Source organism: Methylobacterium organophilum (assembly GCF_022179465.1).
Lineage (GTDB): Bacteria > Pseudomonadota > Alphaproteobacteria > Rhizobiales > Beijerinckiaceae > Methylobacterium > Methylobacterium organophilum.
Map to the genome: position 1 here is coordinate 82,656 of NZ_BPQV01000001.1, position 18,773 is coordinate 101,428.

General features: G+C 69.7%; 17 protein-coding genes and 1 tRNA gene. 11 read left to right on the forward strand and 7 right to left on the reverse strand.

Features of this window, described 5'->3' with window-relative positions; translation table 11 throughout:
• Positions 1 to 78: 78 nt before the first annotated feature.
• The 3 genes from MFF21_RS00330 to MFF21_RS00340 are packed head-to-tail and all read right to left on the reverse strand — an operon-like array spanning position 79 to position 1,853.
• Positions 79 to 771: a retropepsin-like aspartic protease family protein gene (locus MFF21_RS00330; RefSeq protein ID WP_238309203.1), complete on the reverse strand. Its 693-nt coding sequence runs from the start codon at positions 769 to 771 to the stop codon at positions 79 to 81.
• A complete protein-coding gene (locus tag MFF21_RS00335; protein WP_238309624.1) occupies positions 768 to 983 on the reverse strand; it encodes a DUF1289 domain-containing protein in 216 nt (71 codons plus the stop codon). The genes MFF21_RS00330 and MFF21_RS00335 overlap by 4 nt, the downstream gene beginning before the upstream one ends.
• Before the next feature lie 39 nt (positions 984 to 1,022).
• Complete coding sequence (locus tag MFF21_RS00340; RefSeq protein ID WP_238309625.1) at positions 1,023 to 1,853, reverse strand: adenosylcobinamide-GDP ribazoletransferase; 831 nt, start codon at positions 1,851 to 1,853, stop codon at positions 1,023 to 1,025.
• 144 nt (positions 1,854 to 1,997) lie between these two features.
• On the opposite strand from MFF21_RS00340, the gene cobT reads away from it, so the two are divergent.
• Both cobT and MFF21_RS00350 read left to right on the forward strand, forming a co-directional pair.
• Positions 1,998 to 3,017 carry a nicotinate-nucleotide--dimethylbenzimidazole phosphoribosyltransferase gene (gene cobT, locus MFF21_RS00345; protein ID WP_238309204.1) on the forward strand — a complete coding sequence of 340 codons (1,020 nt, stop codon included), beginning with the start codon at positions 1,998 to 2,000 and terminating at the stop codon, positions 3,015 to 3,017.
• 48 nt (positions 3,018 to 3,065) lie between these two features.
• The gene (locus MFF21_RS00350) at positions 3,066 to 4,283 is read left to right on the forward strand and encodes a protein-L-isoaspartate O-methyltransferase family protein (RefSeq protein ID WP_238309205.1); all 1,218 of its coding nucleotides are present in this window, start codon (positions 3,066 to 3,068) and stop codon (positions 4,281 to 4,283) included.
• A 4-nt stretch (positions 4,284 to 4,287) separates the two neighbouring features.
• Here MFF21_RS00350 and MFF21_RS00355 read toward each other — a convergent pair whose 3' ends face one another.
• Positions 4,288 to 5,832: a sensor histidine kinase gene (locus MFF21_RS00355; protein WP_238309206.1), complete on the reverse strand. Its 1,545-nt coding sequence runs from the start codon at positions 5,830 to 5,832 to the stop codon at positions 4,288 to 4,290.
• Positions 5,833 to 6,060: 228 nt separating this feature from the next.
• Here MFF21_RS00355 and MFF21_RS00360 point away from each other — a divergent pair, with 228 nt between their 5' ends.
• The 4 genes from MFF21_RS00360 to pyrF all read left to right on the forward strand — a co-directional run bounded on the left by MFF21_RS00360 (position 6,061) and on the right by pyrF (position 10,795).
• A complete protein-coding gene (locus MFF21_RS00360; protein WP_238309207.1) occupies positions 6,061 to 6,516 on the forward strand; it encodes a (2Fe-2S)-binding protein in 456 nt (151 codons plus the stop codon).
• Between the two features lie 89 nt (positions 6,517 to 6,605).
• On the forward strand, positions 6,606 to 8,816 hold the full coding sequence (locus MFF21_RS00365; protein ID WP_238309208.1) for a xanthine dehydrogenase family protein molybdopterin-binding subunit: 2,211 nt from the start codon (positions 6,606 to 6,608) through the stop codon (positions 8,814 to 8,816).
• Between the two features lie 586 nt (positions 8,817 to 9,402).
• A complete protein-coding gene (locus MFF21_RS00370; protein WP_238309209.1) occupies positions 9,403 to 10,059 on the forward strand; it encodes a uracil-DNA glycosylase family protein in 657 nt (218 codons plus the stop codon).
• Positions 10,060 to 10,090: 31 nt separating this feature from the next.
• Positions 10,091 to 10,795: an orotidine-5'-phosphate decarboxylase gene (pyrF, locus tag MFF21_RS00375; RefSeq protein ID WP_238309210.1), complete on the forward strand. Its 705-nt coding sequence runs from the start codon at positions 10,091 to 10,093 to the stop codon at positions 10,793 to 10,795.
• A 111-nt stretch (positions 10,796 to 10,906) separates the two neighbouring features.
• Here pyrF and MFF21_RS00380 read toward each other — a convergent pair whose 3' ends face one another.
• The 3 genes from MFF21_RS00380 to MFF21_RS00390 all read right to left on the reverse strand — a co-directional run bounded on the left by MFF21_RS00380 (position 10,907) and on the right by MFF21_RS00390 (position 12,367).
• Positions 10,907 to 11,524, reverse strand: coding sequence for a TetR/AcrR family transcriptional regulator (locus tag MFF21_RS00380; RefSeq protein WP_238309211.1), 618 nt, complete (start codon positions 11,522 to 11,524; stop codon positions 10,907 to 10,909).
• Between the two features lie 213 nt (positions 11,525 to 11,737).
• Positions 11,738 to 12,187 (reverse strand): GNAT family N-acetyltransferase, encoded by a 450-nt coding sequence (locus MFF21_RS00385; RefSeq protein ID WP_238309212.1) that lies wholly within the window; start codon positions 12,185 to 12,187, stop codon positions 11,738 to 11,740.
• A 105-nt stretch (positions 12,188 to 12,292) separates the two neighbouring features.
• Positions 12,293 to 12,367: transfer RNA gene (locus MFF21_RS00390), tRNA-Thr, on the reverse strand.
• A gap of 530 nt (positions 12,368 to 12,897) precedes the next feature.
• Between MFF21_RS00390 and rpsT the strand changes: the two genes are divergently transcribed.
• From rpsT to MFF21_RS00415, 5 genes are all read left to right on the forward strand, one after another.
• On the forward strand, positions 12,898 to 13,164 hold the full coding sequence (gene rpsT / locus MFF21_RS00395) for a 30S ribosomal protein S20 (protein ID WP_238309213.1): 267 nt from the start codon (positions 12,898 to 12,900) through the stop codon (positions 13,162 to 13,164).
• 585 nt (positions 13,165 to 13,749) lie between these two features.
• Positions 13,750 to 15,267, forward strand: a complete 1,518-nt coding sequence (dnaA, locus tag MFF21_RS00400) for a chromosomal replication initiator protein DnaA (protein ID WP_238309626.1) — start codon at positions 13,750 to 13,752, stop codon at positions 15,265 to 15,267.
• 241 nt (positions 15,268 to 15,508) lie between these two features.
• Positions 15,509 to 16,630 (forward strand): DNA polymerase III subunit beta, encoded by a 1,122-nt coding sequence (dnaN, locus tag MFF21_RS00405; RefSeq protein ID WP_238309214.1) that lies wholly within the window; start codon positions 15,509 to 15,511, stop codon positions 16,628 to 16,630.
• 40 nt (positions 16,631 to 16,670) lie between these two features.
• Positions 16,671 to 17,828, forward strand: a complete 1,158-nt coding sequence (gene recF, locus MFF21_RS00410) for a DNA replication/repair protein RecF (protein WP_238309215.1) — start codon at positions 16,671 to 16,673, stop codon at positions 17,826 to 17,828.
• A gap of 7 nt (positions 17,829 to 17,835) precedes the next feature.
• Positions 17,836 to 18,447, forward strand: a complete 612-nt coding sequence (locus MFF21_RS00415) for a LysE family translocator (protein WP_238309216.1) — start codon at positions 17,836 to 17,838, stop codon at positions 18,445 to 18,447.
• Positions 18,448 to 18,773: the final 326 nt, after the last annotated feature.

The window sequence follows — 18,773 nt, forward strand, 5'->3', positions numbered from 1 at the left end:
TCCGGCGCGACCATGACGCGGCAGATACGAAAGGGCGTCGCCGACAACGGCGGCGCCTTTTCGGTTCGGGCGGAGGCTTCAGCGGCTGCGCAAGATCAGTCGGTCGCCGCGCACCTCGTAGGAGGGTAGGCGGGTGAGGAAGCTCTGGCCGAGCAGGTTCTCGGACAATGTGCCCGGCCGGCTCACCATGGCATCGACGCGGCGTTCGGTGATCGGGCCAATCGTGATCGATTCGAGCTGGGTCGGGGCGGCGAGCGTCGTGCCATTGGCGGTCGCGACGCGAATATGGAAATCCGCGGCCTCCGGCCTGATCCCGAGCGCGGCGGCTGTGTCCGCAGTGAGCACGACGCTGCTCGCTCCGGTGTCGAAAGCGAAGCGGCGCTCACCCTGGCCGTTCACGTCGGCGAGCACGGAGAAGCTGCCGTCGGAGCGGCGGGTGATCGTCACCTCGCCGCCCGGCCCGACCACCGCCGCACCCGGGCGGAGCACGCCCATCAGGTTGGCGCCGACCTCCTGCGCCTGCTCACGATAGGCATAGGCGCCGATCACCACGAGGAAGAGCACGACCCAGATCGCGAACTGTCCCAACGTCCGCCCGGCCCCCTCGCGAAAACGGCGCAGGAAGCCGGTCCCGAACAGGATCAAGAGCGCGCCCCCGGAGGCGAGGCCTGCGATCTGGTCCGAGCTGAGGCCGCCGAGGCCATTGCTGGCATCCGTCGCCACGAGGACGACGAGGGCAAGGCCGAGAAGGCCGAGGAGGAACCACATCATCGGCGGGGTGCGACCTCCCGATCCGGATAGGCCCGGCGCAGGCGCTCGGGCAGCTCGGCCATGATGGCCCGGCGTTGCGGCTCGGAGAGGGAGCCCCAGGCGCCGATCTCCCCGCGGGTGCGCCCACAGCCCTCGCACAGGCCTGTCACGGCATCGAGGATGCAGACCTTGGTGCAGGGGCTCGACGGCTTCGGCGCGGCGGAGACGAACATGGGCGTGAGGTGGGACGACAACGGCGCGGGGTCCAGGGCTCAGACGGGAATGGCAGCGAGCATGCCCAGTAAAGCGCCGACCTCTGCCACCTGCTGGCAGGCCCCGATGACGTCGCCGGTCTGGCCGCCGATGCGGTCGCGCGCGAGGGCGCAGAGAGCGAGCGACAGGGCGGACGCGAGCAGCAGGGTCAGCACCAGCCCGAGCAGCGGCAGGCCGAGGGCGAGACCGATCAGGGCGAGCAGCAGGCAGAGCCCGGCCGCGATCCCCACCGTCGTGCCCGTGGGTCGCCCCACCGAGGCGCCGGCCCCGCCCGGCCGGGCCGGGGCGAGCAGCACCATCGGGGCGAGGGCCGCCGCGCGGGAGATGGCGGCGGCGAGCAGCAGCACCAGGGCGGCGTGGAGCCCCGCCCGATCGAGCAGGGTCGCGAGTGCGCCGGCTCGCAGAGCGAGCACCAGGAACAGGGCAGTGCCGCCATAGGCGCCGATGCGGCTGTCGCGCATGATCTCCAGGCGCCGCTCCCGGGTGCGGCCGCCGCCGAAGCCGTCGGCGACGTCGGCGAGCCCGTCCTCGTGCAGGGCGCCGGTGACGAGGGCCGAGACCGCGAGTGCCAGAGTGGCGGCGACGAAGGGGCCGAGGCGGATCTCCCAGGCCCCCACCATGACGAGGGCCGACGGCAGAGCGAGAATCACGCCGGCGAGGGGCAGCATCCGCGGAACCGTGCGGAAATCGGGCGTGGCGTAGGGATCAGGCTCGTAGGGCAGAGCCGGAATCGACAGGCGCGAGTAGAACCGCATGCAGGCCGCGAGATCGTAGAGCACGCCCGCGCCGGGAAAGGCGGGTCCGAGATCCTGCCCGCCATTGTCGTTCATCGCCAGCCTCACGAAGAGCCCCGGATCCCTCGACGCTGCCCGCTCGCCTTCACCACGGTCGGCCACGCCGTTATAGCTCCGCTCTTTCCCCGGCCGCAGCCCTTCGGCCACGGTTTCTTGGCTCTCTGCACGGACAATTCCGCGATGTCGGACTCCACCTCTCCCTTCGCGGATATCCGCGCCCTGATCGCGCAGATGCCGGATGCCGATGCGGATGCCATCGCAGCGGTCCGCGCCCGGGACAGCGTGCTGACCAAGCCGCCGGGGGCGCTCGGCCGCCTGGAGAGCCTGGTCGAATGGCTCGCCGCCTGGCAGGGCAAAGGTAGCCCGACTCTCGACCGGCCTCTCGTCTGCGTCTTTGCCGGCAGCCACGGGGTGGTGGCGCGGGGTGTCTCGGCCTTTCCGGCCGCGGTGAACCGTCAGATGCTCGACAACTTCGCGGCCGGCGGGGCGGCGATCAACCAGCTCTGCGCGGCCTATGGCCTCGGCTTCCGGGTGTTCGACCTCGCCATCGACATGCCGACCGGGGACATCTGCGAGGGGCCGGCGCTCGACGAAAAGGCCTGCGTGGCCACCATGGCCTTCGGCATGGAGGCGGCCGCCGCCGGCACAGATTGCCTCGGGGTGGGCGAGATGGGCATCGGCAACACCACCATCGCCGCGGCGATCTACACCGCCCTCTATGGCAGCGCGCCGGCGCACTGGGTGGGGCGTGGCACCGGCGTGGACGAGGCTGGCCTGACCCGCAAGGCGGAGGCCGTGGCCCTGGCGCTGAAGACCCACGAAGGGCATCTGGACGACCCGCTGGCGGTGCTCGCCCGCCTCGGCGGCCGCGAGATCGCCGCCATGGCCGGCGCGATCCTCGCCGCCCGGCTACAGAAGGTGCCCGTGGTCATCGACGGTTACGTCGCCACCGCGGCGGCGGCGATCCTGCACGCCCTCGACCCGCGCGCCCTCGACCATTGCCTCGCCGGCCATGTCTCGGCGGAGGGTGCCCATGCGGAGGTGCTGGAGCGCCTCGGCCTACCCCCGCTGCTCACCTTCGGCATGCGCCTGGGCGAAGCCTCGGGCGCGGCCTTGGCCATGGGCGTCCTGAAGGGCGCCCTCGCCTGCCACCGGGACATGGCGACCTTCGAGCAGGCGGGCGTCTCCGGCAAGCTTTGACGCCGCTTCGCGGGCGGACCATCCTGAGGGCCCGGATCAGGCCCAGCCATGACGGTACCCGAGACGGCCGCGCACGAAACCCGCTTCCTCCGGATGCTGGACAGGAGCTTCCGCCGCTACGGGGCGGCAGAGGGCCTGCCTCCCTCCCTGGCCGAGGCCGTACGAGCCACACCCCGGCACCATTTCGTCCACCGTTTCCGCCTGAGTGACGACGGGGACATTCAGGATTTCGAGGCGGCACCGGAAGCGTGCCTTGATGACATCTACAGCGATGCCGTGATGCGCCCGGTCGGCGCGGACGGGGCCGCCCTGCCGTCGAGCAATTCCCAGCCCAGCTACATCCTCTGGCTACTGCGCCTGCTCGGGATCGAACCGGGGCAGCGGGTCCTCGAGGTCGGCTCGGGCTCGGGCTGGCTCGTCGGGGTGATGGCGCGGCTCGCCGGCCCGGAGGGCCGCGTCGTCGGCGTCGAGATCATCCCCGAGCTCGCCGCGCGCAGCCGGCAGGACCTTGCCGGGCTCGGCCTCGACCAAGCGACCATCGTGACCGGCGACGGGACGGCGGCGGTCGCAGGCGGCCCCTTCGACCGGGTGATCGTCACCGCCGCGACCTGGGACCTGACGGCAGCGCTCTTCGCGAACGTCGTCGAGGGCGGCCGCCTGCTGGTGCCGATCCTGATGCGCGGCGGCGGGGATGTCTGCCAGGTCGCGCTCCTCCACCGGGAGGATGCACGCCTCGTCGCCGAGAAACGGATCCCGGGCTTCTTCGTGCCCCTGGTCGGGCCGGGCCAGCCGGCCGGTCGGTCTTTGCCACGCCTGGAGGAAGCGCTTCGGATGTACGGCCTGCCTTCGGAGCCCACGGCCTCATGGCCCTTCCCGCTCGCAGCGTTCTGGCCGGTGGCGGCCGCCTTCGGCCTGTTCCTGCGGATCGCGGAGCCGGGGACCCTCGCCCTCGCGACGGGCGGAAAACTCCCGCCCACGATCGCCCTGTGCGCGCCATCGGGCGGCTCCCTCGCCCTGCTCCGCGGCGACCGGCTCGAGGTCTACGGCACGCAGGAAGCGGCACGGATTCTGATCGAGGCCTATCGGCGCTGGGCCTCCCTCGGCATGCCTGGACCGGAGAGCTTCGCGCTGGAGGTCGTCCCGGCCGCCGGGGCGCCTGCGGAGGCGCCGGGCCTGCATGTGGAGCATCGCGGCGCGAGCGCCCTGGTCTGGCGCCTGCCATCGGATCTCGGCGCCTGGTCGATCCTGGCGGGCGCGCTGCCCTGAGCCCTCAGGCCGCCCAGGGACGTCGCCGGCGCCGACGCGGGGGCTCCTCGGCGACCGGCGCACTGAGATCGACCGCGGGCAGCGCGTCCATCACGCGGGTCGCCGGGAAGGTGACGATGACCTCTGTGCCGTGGCGTGGCTTCGAGACGAGCTGGAAGCCGCCGCCATGGAGATCGACCAAGCCCTTCACGATGGGCAGCCCCAGACCCGAGCCCTGCTCGGCGGTCTTGATGGCGAGCGCCCCGCGGCCGAAGGACGACATCACGATGCCGAGCTCCTCCTCGGGGATGCCCGGCCCGGAATCCTTCACGCTCACATATTGTCCGCCCGAGGCGGTCCAGCCAACCTTGAGCACGATCTCGCCGCCCTGAGGCGTGAACTTCACGGCGTTTGTCAGGATGTTGAGCACGATCTGGCGCAGCGCCCTCTCGTCCGCCCAGAGGCGGGGCAGCGAGTCATCGATCAGGCACTGGATGGACTGGTTCTTCCCCCGCGCCCGCAGGGCCATCATGTGCCTGCACTCCTCGACCGTGTGGGCGAGCTGCACCGCCTCCTCGTTCAGCTCGTAGCGCCCCGCCTCGATCCGCGAGAGGTCGAGGATCTCGTTGATCAGGTTCAGAAGATGCATCCCGCTGTCGTGGATGTCGTTGGAATATTCGAGATAGGCCGGAGCGGTGTGGGGCCCGAAGACCTCGTTCTTCATCACCTCGGAGAAGCCAAGGATGGCGTTGAGCGGCGTGCGCAGCTCGTGGCTCATGGTGGCGAGGAAGCGGGACTTGGCGAGGTTGGCCTCCTCCGCCCGGCGCCGGGCCTCGTCGGAATTGGCCTTGGCCTGCTCCAGCTCGGCGAAGATGGCGTCCTTCTCCGCCCGCGACTGCACGGTCCCGACCGCGGAGGCGTAGAGCCGGCGCGAGAGCACGGTGAAGAAAGCCTGCGACCCCACCGTCATCACGACGAGCAGGATCATGTTCGCATCCTGCGAGACCAGGAGCAGAGACAGCGCGGCCAGCGTCAGCGGCAACACCCCGCCGAGCGCCGCGATGGGAACGGTGGCCGCGACCATGGTCGCAACCGCCGCGACGATGGTGAGACCGAACAGGGCGAAAGTGCGCGCCTCCATCGCGGTGAGCAGGATCATCCCCGCCCAGGCGCCGCTCTGCACGAACTCCCCGAGGATGAACACATTGCGCCAGCGCCGGAGCGCGGCGACGTCGTGCCCCCCGCGCAGGAAGCGGCGGCAGAGACGCGTCATCATGAGGACGACGAGAATCACGCCGCAGCACCCGATGCCGACGGTGGCCGGCGACACGCGCAGGGTCGCGGCCACGGCCAGCGCAAGGGCCAGCAACACGAGCGGGATGCAGGACCCGGCGCGGTACTCGGCGTAGAGCCGCATCAATTCGTGGTCGAAGGCGCGCTCCAGCCCGCTCTTCGAGGTCAGACGTTCGCGCGCCGAGCGCATCTCGCGCGCGATACCGCGGCGGCGAGCCACCTCCTGCGAGGACGGCCCACGTCCGCGCTGAACCATCTCCGCCGTCAGATCGGGCATGCCGGTGTGGGAACGCTGGGGGGCGGAGCGGCGGGGGGCCTGCCCCGGATCGGAAGACCCAGATTGCGCGCGATATGTTAAGAACCGGCTGCCGAGACCGGGAGAGTTTTCACCGTACCGGCAGAAAGCGGCTCGAGGCCGCCGCGGCCTCATGTGCGCCGGCGCACATCGGCCGGGGCGAGACCGGGACTAACCCCAGCGCTTGGGGCCTTGCGATCGGAGACTGGCATGTTCACGATCACCGTCAACGGGACGTCGCATCAGGTCGAGGCCGATCCCGAGATGCCCCTGCTCTGGGTGCTGCGCGACCGCCTCGACATGACGGGCACCAAGTATGGCTGCGGCATCGCCCAGTGCGGCGCCTGCACCGTGCATCTCGACGGGCAGCCGGTGCGCGCCTGCCAAACCCGCATCGGCGATGTCGGCGAGGCCAAGGTCACGACCATCGAGGGCGTGTCCGGGAAGGTCGCCGAGGCCGTCCAGACCGCCTGGCGCGGGCTCGACGTGGTCCAGTGCGGCTACTGCCAGTCCGGCCAGATCATGTCGGCCATCGGCCTGCTTACCGACAATCCGAAGCCCTCGGATGCCGATATCGACGGTGCCATGGACGGCAACGTCTGCCGATGCGGCACCTACCAGCGCATCCGCGCCGCCATCCACGAGGCTTCCCGGACCCTGGGCTGAGCCCCTCCGAGGCCGAAAGGCCCCTCGCCGCCCCACCGCTTCGGCGGGGCCGCAGATTCCTCAGGCTCCCTGCCGCACCGGAGGTCCCTATGCTGAAAACCGCCCGGCCCGACGCCCAGCACCCCGCCCCTTCCCGCCGCGCGTTCCTCAGCGGCGGCGCGGTCGCCACGGGCGCGATCCTGATCGGCTTCCGCCTCGACCTGCGCAATCCGGCCCGCGCGGCTGGGGGCCCCGATCTGTCGAAGGTCGGGGCCCAGCCTAACGCCTTCCTGCGCATCGCCCCCGACGACACCGTCACGGTGATGATCAAGCATCTCGACATGGGCCAGGGCAACACGACCGGGCTCGCCACCATCCTGGCCGACGAGCTCGACGCCGACTGGTCGAAGGTGCGCACCGCCTTCGCCCCCGCCGATGCGCGGCTCTACAACAACCTGCTGATGGGCCCGGTGCAGGGCACCGGCGGCTCCACCGCCATCGCCAATTCCTGGTACCAGTTGCGCAAGGCGGGCGCCGCGGGCCGCGAGATGCTGGTGACCGCCGCCGCCTATCGCTGGAAGGTGCCGGTAGCCGAGGTCACGGTCGAGAAGGGCGTGGTACGCCATGCCGCCTCGAACCGGGCGGCCCGCTTCGGCGAACTCGCGGAGACGGCGGCGAGCCTGCCGGTGCCGCAGGAGCCGAAGCTCAAGGAGCCGGGCGCCTGGACGCTGATCGGCACACGGGTGCCCCGCCTCGATTCCGTGGCCAAGACCAACGGCAGCGCGATCTACTCCCTCGACATCCGCCGCCCGGGCCAGGTAACCGCCCTCGTCGCCCACAGCCCGCGCTTTGGCGGGGTGCCGAAACGCGTCGACGACAAGGCCGCATACGCCGTGCCCGGCGTCCTCGCGGTGGTGACGATCCCGACCGGCGTCGCCGTGATCGCCAGGGACACCTGGAGCGCCATGAAGGGCCGCGAGGCCCTGTCGGTGACCTGGGACGACTCCGCCGCCGAAACGCGCTCCTCCGATACGATCCTTGCGGAATACCGCACCCTGGCCGAGAAGCCCGGCCTCGTCGCCTCGGCGAGCGGCGAGCCCGACAAGGCGATCGCCGGGGCGGCCAAGGTGCTGGAAGCTGAGTTCAGCTTCCCCTATCTCGCCCATGCGGCAATGGAGCCGCTGAACGCCACGATCGAGCGGGCCGCCGACGGCTCCTTCGACGTCTATGCCGGCTGCCAGCTCCAGACGATCGAGCAAGCGGTGGTAGCCGCCACCCTCGGCATCACGCCGGAGAAGGTGCGGCTGCATACCCAATGGGCCGGCGGCTCCTTCGGCCGCCGAGCGACGCCGGGTGCGGATTACTTCGCGGAAGCCGCCCAGATCGTGAAGGCCTGGGACGGCAAGGCGCCGGTCCATCTGGTCTGGACCCGCGAGGACGACATGGCCGGCGGCTTCTACCGCCCGACCGTCTACCACAAGGTCAGGGCCGGCCTCGATGCCAAAGGTGCCATCCTCGGCTGGCAGCACGTCATGGTCGGCAAGTCGATCATGATCGGCTCGCCCTTCGAGGCGATGCTGATCAAGAACGGCATCGATTCCACCACCGTCGAGGGCGCCTCGGACACGCCCTACCAGCTCCCCGCCTACCGCTTCGAAGTGCACAATGCCCGCGAGGGCGTGCCCGTCCTGTGGTGGCGCTCGGTCGGCCATACCCACACCGCCCATGCGATGGAGGTGTTCATCGACGAACTGGCCCACGCCGCCGGGGCCGATCCCCTCGCCTATCGCCTGTCGCTCCTGAACCGCGCGCCGCGGCTCTCGGGGGTTCTGAAACTCGCCGCCGAGAAGGCCGGCTGGGCCGACAAGCCGGCGGAGAAGGGCCGCGCCTACGGCATCGCCGCCCACGAATCCTTCGGCTCGTACGTCGCTATGGTGGCGGACGTGACGGTGGGCGCCTCCGGCGTGAAGGTGAACCGCATCGTCGCCGCGGTCGATGTCGGCATCCCCGTGAACCCGGACGTGATCCGCGCCCAAGTGGAGGGAGCAGTCGGCTTCGCCCTGTCCTCCGTGCTGCGCAACCGGATCACCCTGAAGGACGGCATGGTGCAGGAGACGAACTTCGACAGCTACCAGCCGACCCGGATCAGCGAGATGCCAAAGGTGGAGGTGCACATCACCCCCTCCACCACCGACCCGACCGGCATCGGCGAGCCCGGCGTCCCGGTGCTGGCCCCGGCCATCTCGAACGCCATCTTCGCGGCAACCGGCCAGCGCCTGCGCTCCCTGCCCCTCGACACGGCCGGGCTGAAGGGGGCCTGAGCGCCATCCGATCGCGCGGAGTGACTTCCGAGATCTCGGTCGGGCCCTGAGAGACGTTTGAAGCGTCCCCGTGTGGAGAGGGGTCGGGGTGCTGCAGAAGGCTCCTCCATCGGCCTGCGCGAAGCGCCGCCTCAGCGCCAAGACTTCGCGCTCGCCTCGGAACATCCCCCAACATCATGAACGAAGGCGCGATCGACCGGAATCTTGCGAAATCAATTTTCGGCACGTCTCATCGCGACGACTCGCAATCCATCCTGATCCCTGGGGGCACGCGATGAGGCGCAAATCAGGCTTCGCGCCCCTGCTGGCAATCTCCGCGCTATCGCCCACCCATACCTTCGCCTGCGGCGAGGGCGGCGAGGGCGGCGCGGAAGGCGACGCGAAGTGGCTGTCGAACCGGGGCGCCGCGGTGGCAGCCGATAAGGCCGCGGCCCTCGACAAGTTTGTCGCGGGCAGCGACGCTACCGCACCATCGACACCTACGTCTTCTGCGTGAATCCCGAGGGCGTGACCCGAGCCGGAAGGCCGACGCGACACGGTAACGCCCCGCTCGCCAGAACAAGGACGCCTCTCCATCTCAGGAAGCATGTCCCCCTCTTCCACCGCCTTCGAGGATGTCGCCGCGGATCTGCGCGCCTGCCGGCTCTGCCGGGACGCCCCCGCCTTCGGCCCGCCCCTGCCGGTCGAACCCCGCCCGATCGTGCAGGGCAGCCGCTCCGCCCGACTCTGCATCGCGAGCCAAGCGCCGGGCAACCGCGCCTTCCGCAGCGGTGTGCCCTTTCAGGACCCCTCCGGCATCCGTCTGCGCGATTGGCTCGGCCTCGACGAGACGGCCTTCTACGACGCTTCCCGGCTCGCCATCGTGCCGATGGGCGCCTGTTTCCCCGGCCACGATGCCCAGGGGGGCGACCTGCCACCGCGGCGGGAATGCGCTCCGCGCTGGCGGGAGGCGCTCCTCGCCGGCCTGCCGCGGATCGAGCTGATCATGGTGATCGGACAATACGCGCAGGCTTGGCATCTCGGCCGCGGCCGGGGTCTGACCGAGACGGTGCGGGACTGGCGCGCGATCCTCGACGCCCCGCGCCGCCCCCGCGTGCTGCCTCTGCCCCATCCCTCTTGGCGCAACAGCGGCTGGCTCAAGCGCCATCCCTGGTTCGAGGCGGAGCTTCTGCCGGTGCTGCGGGAGGAGGTGGCGCGGGTGATGGAGCCGCCGGCAGCGTTGACAGGGCCGCCCTCGGCGTGATGGTGCGGACTGCCCCGCTGCAGAGTTGCCGATGCCCGATTTCGCCGATCCCCGCGACCGCCTGATCGTCGCCCTCGACCTGCCGAGCGTGGCCGAGGCGGAGGCGCTGATCGACCGGATCGGCGATGCCGCCACCTTCTACAAGATCGGCTACCGCTTGGGGTATGCCGGCGGCCTCGCCCTTGCAGCCGATCTCGCCCGGCGCGGTCTCAAGGTCTTCCTCGACCTCAAGCTCCACGACATCGGCAACACGGTGGAAGAGGGCGTGCGCGCCGTCTCCGACCTCGGCGCGACCTTCCTCACCGTGCATGCCTATCCGCAGACTATGCGGGCCGCCCTGCGCGGACGCGGGGCCGGCCTGAAGATCCTGGCGGTGACCGTGCTCACCTCCTACGACGATGCGGACGCGGCGGAAGCGGGCTATGCCCTACCCGTGGGCGAGCTCGTCGCCCGGCGCGCGGCCCAGGCCGCCGAAGCCGGGATCGACGGCATCGTCTGCTCGGCGGCGGAGGCGGAGCGCGTGCGCGCCATTGCGGGGCCGGACCGGCTCATCGTCACCCCCGGCATCCGCCCCGCCGGCGCCGATCACGGCGACCAGAAGCGGGTGATGACCCCGGGCCAGGCCCGGGCAGCGTGGATCGACCACGTCGTCGTCGGCCGACCGATCACCGGCGCCGCTGATCCCAGAGCGGTGGCCCAGGCCATCGTCGCCGAGATGCAGCCGGCGGCTCCGTAGAAGGCTGCGGGATCCTCACGATCTGGGCACGACGGGCCAAGCCCGCCTCGTCATCCTCGAAGCATCACGGCCCACAGTCTCGCCGAGTCGATGCCGGTTCTCGCTCCCGAGTCAGGCGGCCGGGCGCAGGCCGCCGAGCAGGAAGGCGATCATCGCCTCGAGTGGCGGCACGGGTGCGTCCGGCGTCTGGCTCACCAGAACGGGATGGCAGTAGCGCACGATCGCCACGTGGATGCAGGCGGCCGCGGTCACGGGATCTGAGACGGTGAATTCCCCCCGGCGCACGCCGTCGGCTACGACGCGCTCGAAGACGGCACCGATCCGGTCGACATGCTTGCGGCAGACGTCCCAGCTCTCGGTCATCGCCGCCTCGACCATCTCATGCATGCGGGGGAACGCCTCGCAGCGCTCCAGACAATCGCGATGGAGGGTCGTGATGATGTCCGCCAGCCGATCGGCAGCGCTGAGGCCCGGCGCATCCGCGATGCTGAGGATCAGCGCTTCGATCTCGCTGGTGAGGCGCTCCACGACCGCTTCGTTGATCGCCTTCTTCGAGTCGAAGAACCGGTACACGTTCGCCGGGCTCATCCGGAGCGTCTTCGCGATGTCGGCCACCGTGGTCTTCTGGTAGCCGATCTCCCGGAACGAGCGCTCCGCAGTCGCGATGATGCGACAGCGCGTGGTCGGGGCGTTCTCCTCCGCGAGTGCGGCGTCGGTCTCGGTCGTCATCGTGGTGAAGCCTAGGGATCGGCTCGGGCCTCGTCAAAGAGGCGCTACCACAGGAACGTTTGGCAAGGGAAAGCGATGCCCTATCCCCGCGTCGTCGCTTTCATTCTTCCGAGTGTCGAGATCGGGACACGCATCGGGACCTTTGCGGGACGGAGCCGATCCGACCAGCAGCCTGGACGGAAGAGCCCGTCACTCTCGCGGCACGGCCGCCCGTCAGCTTTTCTTCCGAAGGGGGCGCACGAAGCAGCCTGCGGTCTCGAGGAAGCCGGTCGCCTCGCAGAATGCCCCCAGACCCGGCACCTGCGGCGGCACGAGAAGCTGCAAGCTGCCGCAGCCCGCCATGCGGGCGGCTTGGGCGGCGGCCTTGAGGAGCTGGCGCCCGATGCCGCGGCGACGTTCCTCCGGGCCCACCAGCAACTGCGTGATCTGAGCGATGGGGAAGGCCTGTTCGAGGGCCGGATACCAGTGCAGGACCACGATGCCGCTCGGCGGCCCCCATTCCAGCGCGAGCAGGGCCGTGCCATGCGTGTAACGGATCGCGTCGAGCTGCTCGGCCAGCACATGCGAGGGTACCGGATGCCCGGCGGCCCGCATCAATTCGGCGAGGCCGGGCGCATCGGCGGCCGTTGCCGTGCGGATCTCAAGCCCGTAGCGGCTTCCCAACGGCATCTCCGATCATCGGCATACCCAAGGCAGCGCCGCGCATCCCCGGCTCTGCCGCCGAGATACCGCAGGTTCGGTGCCTGAAACTTAAGTGTTTTGGAAAACTGGTGCTGCGAGAGAGGATTGAACTCTCGACCTCCTCATTACCAATGAGGTGCTCTACCACTGAGCTACCGCAGCAGGAGGGCCGGCAGCGCGTCGGCCCCGGACGGAGGCGGCATTAGCGGAAGCCGGACGGCTTTGCAACGCCTTCTCGGCCGCCGAGGCAAGAAGACGAGCCCGACCATGCGCGACGTGGCCGCGGCGCCGCACCGGCGAAGCCTGCATCCGTCCCTCCGCGCCCGGTTGGCCCACCCTGTTTTTCGCCCGACCATGAAAGAGGTCGCTGTGCGGAACACAGCTTCCCTCTCCTGCCGTGCGAACAGTGTCCCCCTTGATGATCGGGCCGTTTCGGAGGATGACGCGCGGCGATGTGGCTCCGTAAGCTCCGGAGGCTCTGGTGCGAACGGCCTATCTCGACGCTTTTCGGGCCCGCGCTCAACTTGATTGACGCAGGACCGGAGCGCCGATATAGAGCCCCATCCGCCGCCGGGCGCCATCAGTGCGAATCGGCGGCTTCGTCATTGCCTGAAGACATGACGCGCCGGCCGATCGGCCGCTCCCTTTGAGAGCGGGGCGCATCGGCGCCGCCCGACCAAACGAGGATGCCCATGGCCAACACCGTGTCGGCCAAGAAAATGACCCGCAAGATCGCCAAGCGCACGGCGATCAACCGCTCGCGCCGCTCCCGCATGCGCACCTTCGTCCGCAAGGTCGAGGAGGCCATTGCCACCGGCGATTCCTCCAAGGCTCTCGAGGCGCTGCGCGCCGCCGAGCCGGAGATCATGCGCGCCGCCCAGCACGGCATCGTTCACAAGAACAATGCCTCCCGGAAGGTCTCGCGCCTCAGCGCTCGGGTGAAGGCGCTCGCGGCCTGAGGGCCAGCACCGCCTCTCATCGCGTTCGATTCGGAATCAGCCCTGCCATTCGGCGGGGCTTTTTTCATGCCTCGCGCGCCGCGCACGACCCCAAGGATCGCCCGACACGCTTGTGCACCGTCGAGCGCGAGTTGTTCACAGGATGTTTCGAGTTGTCCCCGGGCGCCCCTTGCAGCCCCCAGACGGACACCGGTTTCAGAACCCGTTAACGATAATCAAAATTGTTCCAGTTGCAGCGCGTCATGCACGCCGTGTAGCTTAACAAAACGTATCCAAAGTCGCTTGGATACCAAGTTTCAACGACTTGCACCGGCATGATCCCCAAGTCGCCTGCGGATTCTCATCTCGACGCTGCTTTGCCGCGCCGCAGGAAGCGGGGCCGAACTGTCCCCATAACTCCCAATGTTAGGAGAACGATAGAGAATTGTTGATAGACCTCCACCATCGCCAAGCGGCGGCGGTGCGGGCCTTGACAGCCCCATGACGATTCGGGGGCCTCGCGAATCTCCGCGAGTCCACCTCTTACTCAGTGTGTGCGTACGCAGCCGCGGCGGCTCCCCGTTCCGGCTGCGAGGAGAGCGTATGATGCACCTCGACGGCAGTATGGCGGACGGTGCCGGTGGCGGCAGGAACGGCGAGAACGGGAGCGACGTCCCGGCCGCCTGGACCCGGGTGAAGCGGCGGCTGCGCGCCGAACTCGGCGAGGACGTATTCGCGAGCTGGTTCGCCCGGCTGGAACTGGAGGACGTGAGCGGCGGGACCGCCCGCCTCACCGTGCCAACCCGGTTCCTCAAGAGTTGGATCGAGTCGCATTATCTCGACCGCGTCCTGAACACCTTCCGGGCCGAGACGGAGGCCGTCGAGCGCATCGAAGTCGGCGTGCGCGGCCCCTCGGCCTCGCCGCGGCCGGCCTCCGCATCGGCCAAGCCTCACCCGACGAGTGCGCCGCTCGCCCGCATCCAGGCCAGCGCCGCCTCCATGGCAGCCATCTCCACCGGCGCCGAGCCGCTGCCGGACGCAGAACTGCCGCTCCAGCGCGCAGAGACCGGGGTACCGGGTGACCTGAACGGAGCTCCGCTCGACCCCCGCCTCACCTTCTCGAACTTCGTGGTCGGCCGCTCCAACGCCCTGGCCCATGCCGCGGCCGAGCGGGTCGCGAGCCACGAAGGCGAGGGCACCCTCTACAACCCGCTCTACGTCCATGCCGGCGTGGGCCTGGGCAAGACGCACCTGTTGCACGCGATCGGCCACGCGGCCCGCGAGGGCGGGCGCCGGGTGATCTACCTCACCGCCGACCGCTTCATGTACGGCTTCGTCAACGCCCTACGCACGCAGAACGCCCTCGCCTTCAAGGAGCGGCTGCGCGCCATCGACCTGCTGATCCTGGACGACGTGCAGTTCATCCAGGGCAAGTCGATCCAGGCGGAATTCGGCCACACGCTGAACGCGCTGGTCGATGCGGGCAAGCAGGTGATCGTCGCTTCCGACCGGCCGCCGACCGAGCTCGAGGCCCTGGACGAGCGGGTGCGCTCGCGCCTGGCCGGCGGCCTCGTCGTCGAGATCGGCAGCCTCGACGAGTCGCTGCGCGCCTCCATCCTGCAGGCGCGGCTCACGGCGGTGCGCCTCGCCCATCCCGGCTTCGAGGTCTCGCCGGCCGTGGCGAGCTACGTCGCCAAGGCCATAACCGCCAACGGACGCGACCTCGAAGGCGCGGTGAACCGGCTGCTCGCCCACGCGACGCTCACCGGCGCTCCCGTGACGGTCGAGACCGCGGAGAACGCGATCCGCGATCTCGTGAAGAACCGCGAGCCCAAGCGCATCAAGATCGAGGACATCCAAAAGCTCGTCGCGAGCCGCTACAACGTCTCGCGCTCCGACATCCTGTCGGAGCGGCGCACCGCCGCCGTGGTGAAGCCGCGTCAGATCGCCATGTACCTCTCCAAGGTATTGACGCTGCGCTCGCTCCCGGAGATCGGCCGCCGTTTCGGCGGGCGCGACCACACCACGGTCCTCCATGCCGTGCGCAAGATCGAGAAGCAGATCGGCGAGGACGCGACGCTCGGCGACGAAGTCGAACTCCTGAAGCGCATGCTGATGGACTGAGCCGAACGCCAAAGGACCACATCGCCGGACGCCGCGCCCCATCCGAGGGGGTGCGGCGTCGTCGTTTTCGGAGCCGAACCGTCGCTCGCGATCCGGTCCACCCCGACCTGCGCCGCCAATCACTTGGGGTTGATCGCGGCCCGGTCTCTTGCGTTGCCGGTGCCGGTTCGCCAAGTTGCCGGACCGCGCCCGATCTCGGACAGTCGCGGGACGATCGGTCGAAGCCAGAGTTTTTCGAAAGATGAGAGTCACCGTCGAGCGCGCGGCCCTTCTCAGGTCGCTCGGCCACGTGCACCGGGTCGTCGAGCGTCGCAACACGATCCCGATTCTCTCCAACGTGCTGCTGCGCGGCGGGCCGGACGGGCTTGAGCTGAAGGCGACCGACCTCGACATCGAGGTGACCGAGACGATTCCCGCCGATGTGGTCGATGCGGGCGCCACCACGGTGCCGGCGCATGTCATCTACGACATCGTCCGCAAGCTGCCCGAAGGCGCGCAGGTCTCCCTGGAGACGAGCGGTGAGACCGGGCAGATGACGATCCGTTCGGGCCGCTCGCGCTTCGCCCTGGGCGCGCTGCCGGAAGGGGACTTCCCGGATCTCGCCGCGGGCGAATTGCCCCACCGCTTCACCATCGGCGGCCTCGACCTGAAGCGTCTCATCGACAAGACGCAGTTCGCGATCTCGACGGAGGAGACGCGCTACTACCTCAACGGCATCTACCTGCACACGCTCGATGCCGATGCCGGGCTGAAACTGCGGGCGGTCGCCACCGACGGGCATCGCCTCGCCCGTGTCGAGATCGACGCTCCCGAAGGCAGCGGCGGCATGCCGGGCATCATCGTGCCGCGGAAGGCCGTGGCCGAAATTCAGAAGCTCGTGGACGATGGCGGCGAGACCGTCGAGGTCGAGCTGTCGCCGGCCAAGATCCGCCTGCGCTTCGCCGGCGGCGTGACGCTGATCTCGAAGCTGATCGACGGCACCTTCCCCGATTACCAGCGGGTCATCCCCTCCGGGAACGACAAGTACCTCACCGTCCAGCGCGACGAGTTCGCCAAGGCAGTGGACCGCGTCTCGACGATCTCGTCCGAGCGGGGCCGCGCCGTGAAGCTCGCCATGGGCGAGGGGCGCCTCGCCCTCTCGGTGAACAATCCGGATTCCGGCTCGGCCACGGAAGAGCTCGACGTCGACTACGATGCGGCCACTCTCGATATCGGCTTCAACGCCCGCTACCTGCTCGACATCACCGGCCAGCTCGAGGGCGACACCGCCCTGTTCAAGCTGGCGGATCCGGGCTCCCCGACCCTGATCCAGGACAAAGAAGGCGCCTCTGCCCTCTACGTGCTGATGCCGATGCGGGTGTGACGCAGGTTTCGAAGACGACGCCTGCGTCTATATCGTTTGCATGGATACGATGCCGGCCGGGGCGCCGCGCCTCAGCCGCCTGATCGCCCGCGACTTCCGCAACCACGCCGATCTCGATCTCGTGCTCGGGCGGCGCTTTGTCGCGCTGGTGGGCGAGAACGGAGCGGGCAAGACCAATCTTCTGGAGGCGATCTCGCTGTTCTGCCCGGGCCGCGGCCTGAGGCGGGCAGATTTCGCGACCATGGCCCGCCAAGGTGGTCCGGGGGGCTTTGCCGTGTCCGCGACCCTGTCCGGCGACGGAGACGGTCACCGACTCGGCACCGGCCTGGAGCCGCCGGGGCATGACGGCCGGGCGGCGCGGCTGTGCCGGATCGACGGTGCCGCGGCCTCCTCACCCGTCGCCTTCTCGGAATTCCTGCGCGTGGTCTGGCTGACGCCGGATCTCGACGGGTTGTTCCGCGGTCCGGCCGGCGACAGACGGCGCTTCCTCGACCGGCTCGTGCTTGCCGTCGATGCCGGGCACGGCGCCCGGGTCTCCGCGATGGAACGGGCGCTGCGCTCGCGCAACCGCCTGCTGGAGGAACGCCCCGACGATGCCCGCTGGCTCGACGCCATCGAGCGCGAGGTGGCCGAGCTCGGCATCGCCGTCGCCCTTGCCCGCCGGGAGACCGTGGAGCGCCTCGACCGCCTGATCGCCGAGAACAGGGACGACGCACAGCCTTTTCCCTGGGCGAGCGTTCGGCTCGAAGGCGATCTCGACGACCTCGTCGCGGTCTGGCCGGCTCTGGAGGCGGAGGACCGCTTCCGCCGCGCCCTGCAGCAGGGGCGCCATCGCGACCGCGCTGCGGGTCGTACCCTCATCGGACCGCAGACGACGGATCTCGTCGTGCGTCACGGGCCGAAGGACGTGCCCGCCGCGACCGCCTCGACGGGCGAGCAGAAGGCCCTGCTGATCGGGCTCGTCCTCGCCCATGCCCGCCTCGTCCAGGCGATGAGTGGGCTTGCGCCCCTCATCCTCCTCGACGAGGTCGCCGCCCATCTCGACCCGCGCCGCCGCGCCGGCCTGTTCGACGCCCTGGAGGCGCTGCCGGGACAGGTCTGGATGACGGGGGCGGATCCGGCCCTGTTCGTGGAGCTCGACGGGCGCGCCGATGTGATACGGATTGTGGACGGCCACGTGGTGCCGTCCGACGCCTGATTCCGCCATGCCCCTGTCGAGCCTCGCCCTGTTCGCCACCGTCTATGCGGTCGCCGTCGCCACGCCGGGGCCCGGTGTGGTCGCCCTCGTCGCCCGCGTCCTGGCGCGTGGGCCAGGCGGCGTGCCGGCCTTCATCGTGGGTTTCCTCGTCGGGGACCTCGTCTGGTTCTCTATCGCGGCGACCGGCTTCGCGGTGCTCGCACAGAGCTTCGCAGCCCTGTTCATCGGGCTCCGCTATCTCGGCGCGGCCTATCTCCTTTATCTCGCATGGCGCGCCTGGACCGCACCGGTCGAATCGGTGACGGCAGAGCCCCTGCATGGCGAGGGCCGCCTGCGCCTGTTTCTCGGCGGCTTCGCACTGACCCTCGGCAACCCGAAGGTGGTGCTGTTCTTCCTGGCGCTGCTGCCGAGCGTGGTCGATCTCGAACATCTCGATGCGCGCGGAATGGCCGAGATCGCAGCCGTCATCGTGATCGTGCTCAGCACGACCCTCGGCGGCTATGCCGTCGCGGCTGATCGAGCTCGCCGCCTGTTTACTTCCCAAAGGGCTCGCCGGGCCGTCAACCGCGGGTCCGGGGCCGTCATGGCCGGCGCGGCTCTCGCTGTGGCCACCCGCTGAGGTCGGCTCGGCACAGGAAGCCCCCTATCACGTCGAGGAGCGAGACGCGGGCGCGGGCACCGACGAATATCCCGTCACTGCCAGCTTCACCGAAGAACACTTTGTCGGGCCATGCGATTCCGGAGCGGCTTGATCGCTCCCGGCCATGCGTCCGGCGACAGCTCCCGCCACGCGGGCTCATTTACGAGGGCATGACGCACCGCCTCGGTCTTGCTCCCGCGCGCCCGTAGTGCCAGCTTCTCGGCGAGGCGTTCACCTCGTCGCTGCGGACGTTTTTAGAGGCATGCGCGGCTTCGCTGCTTAGACATCCGAAACGCATCGCCTAC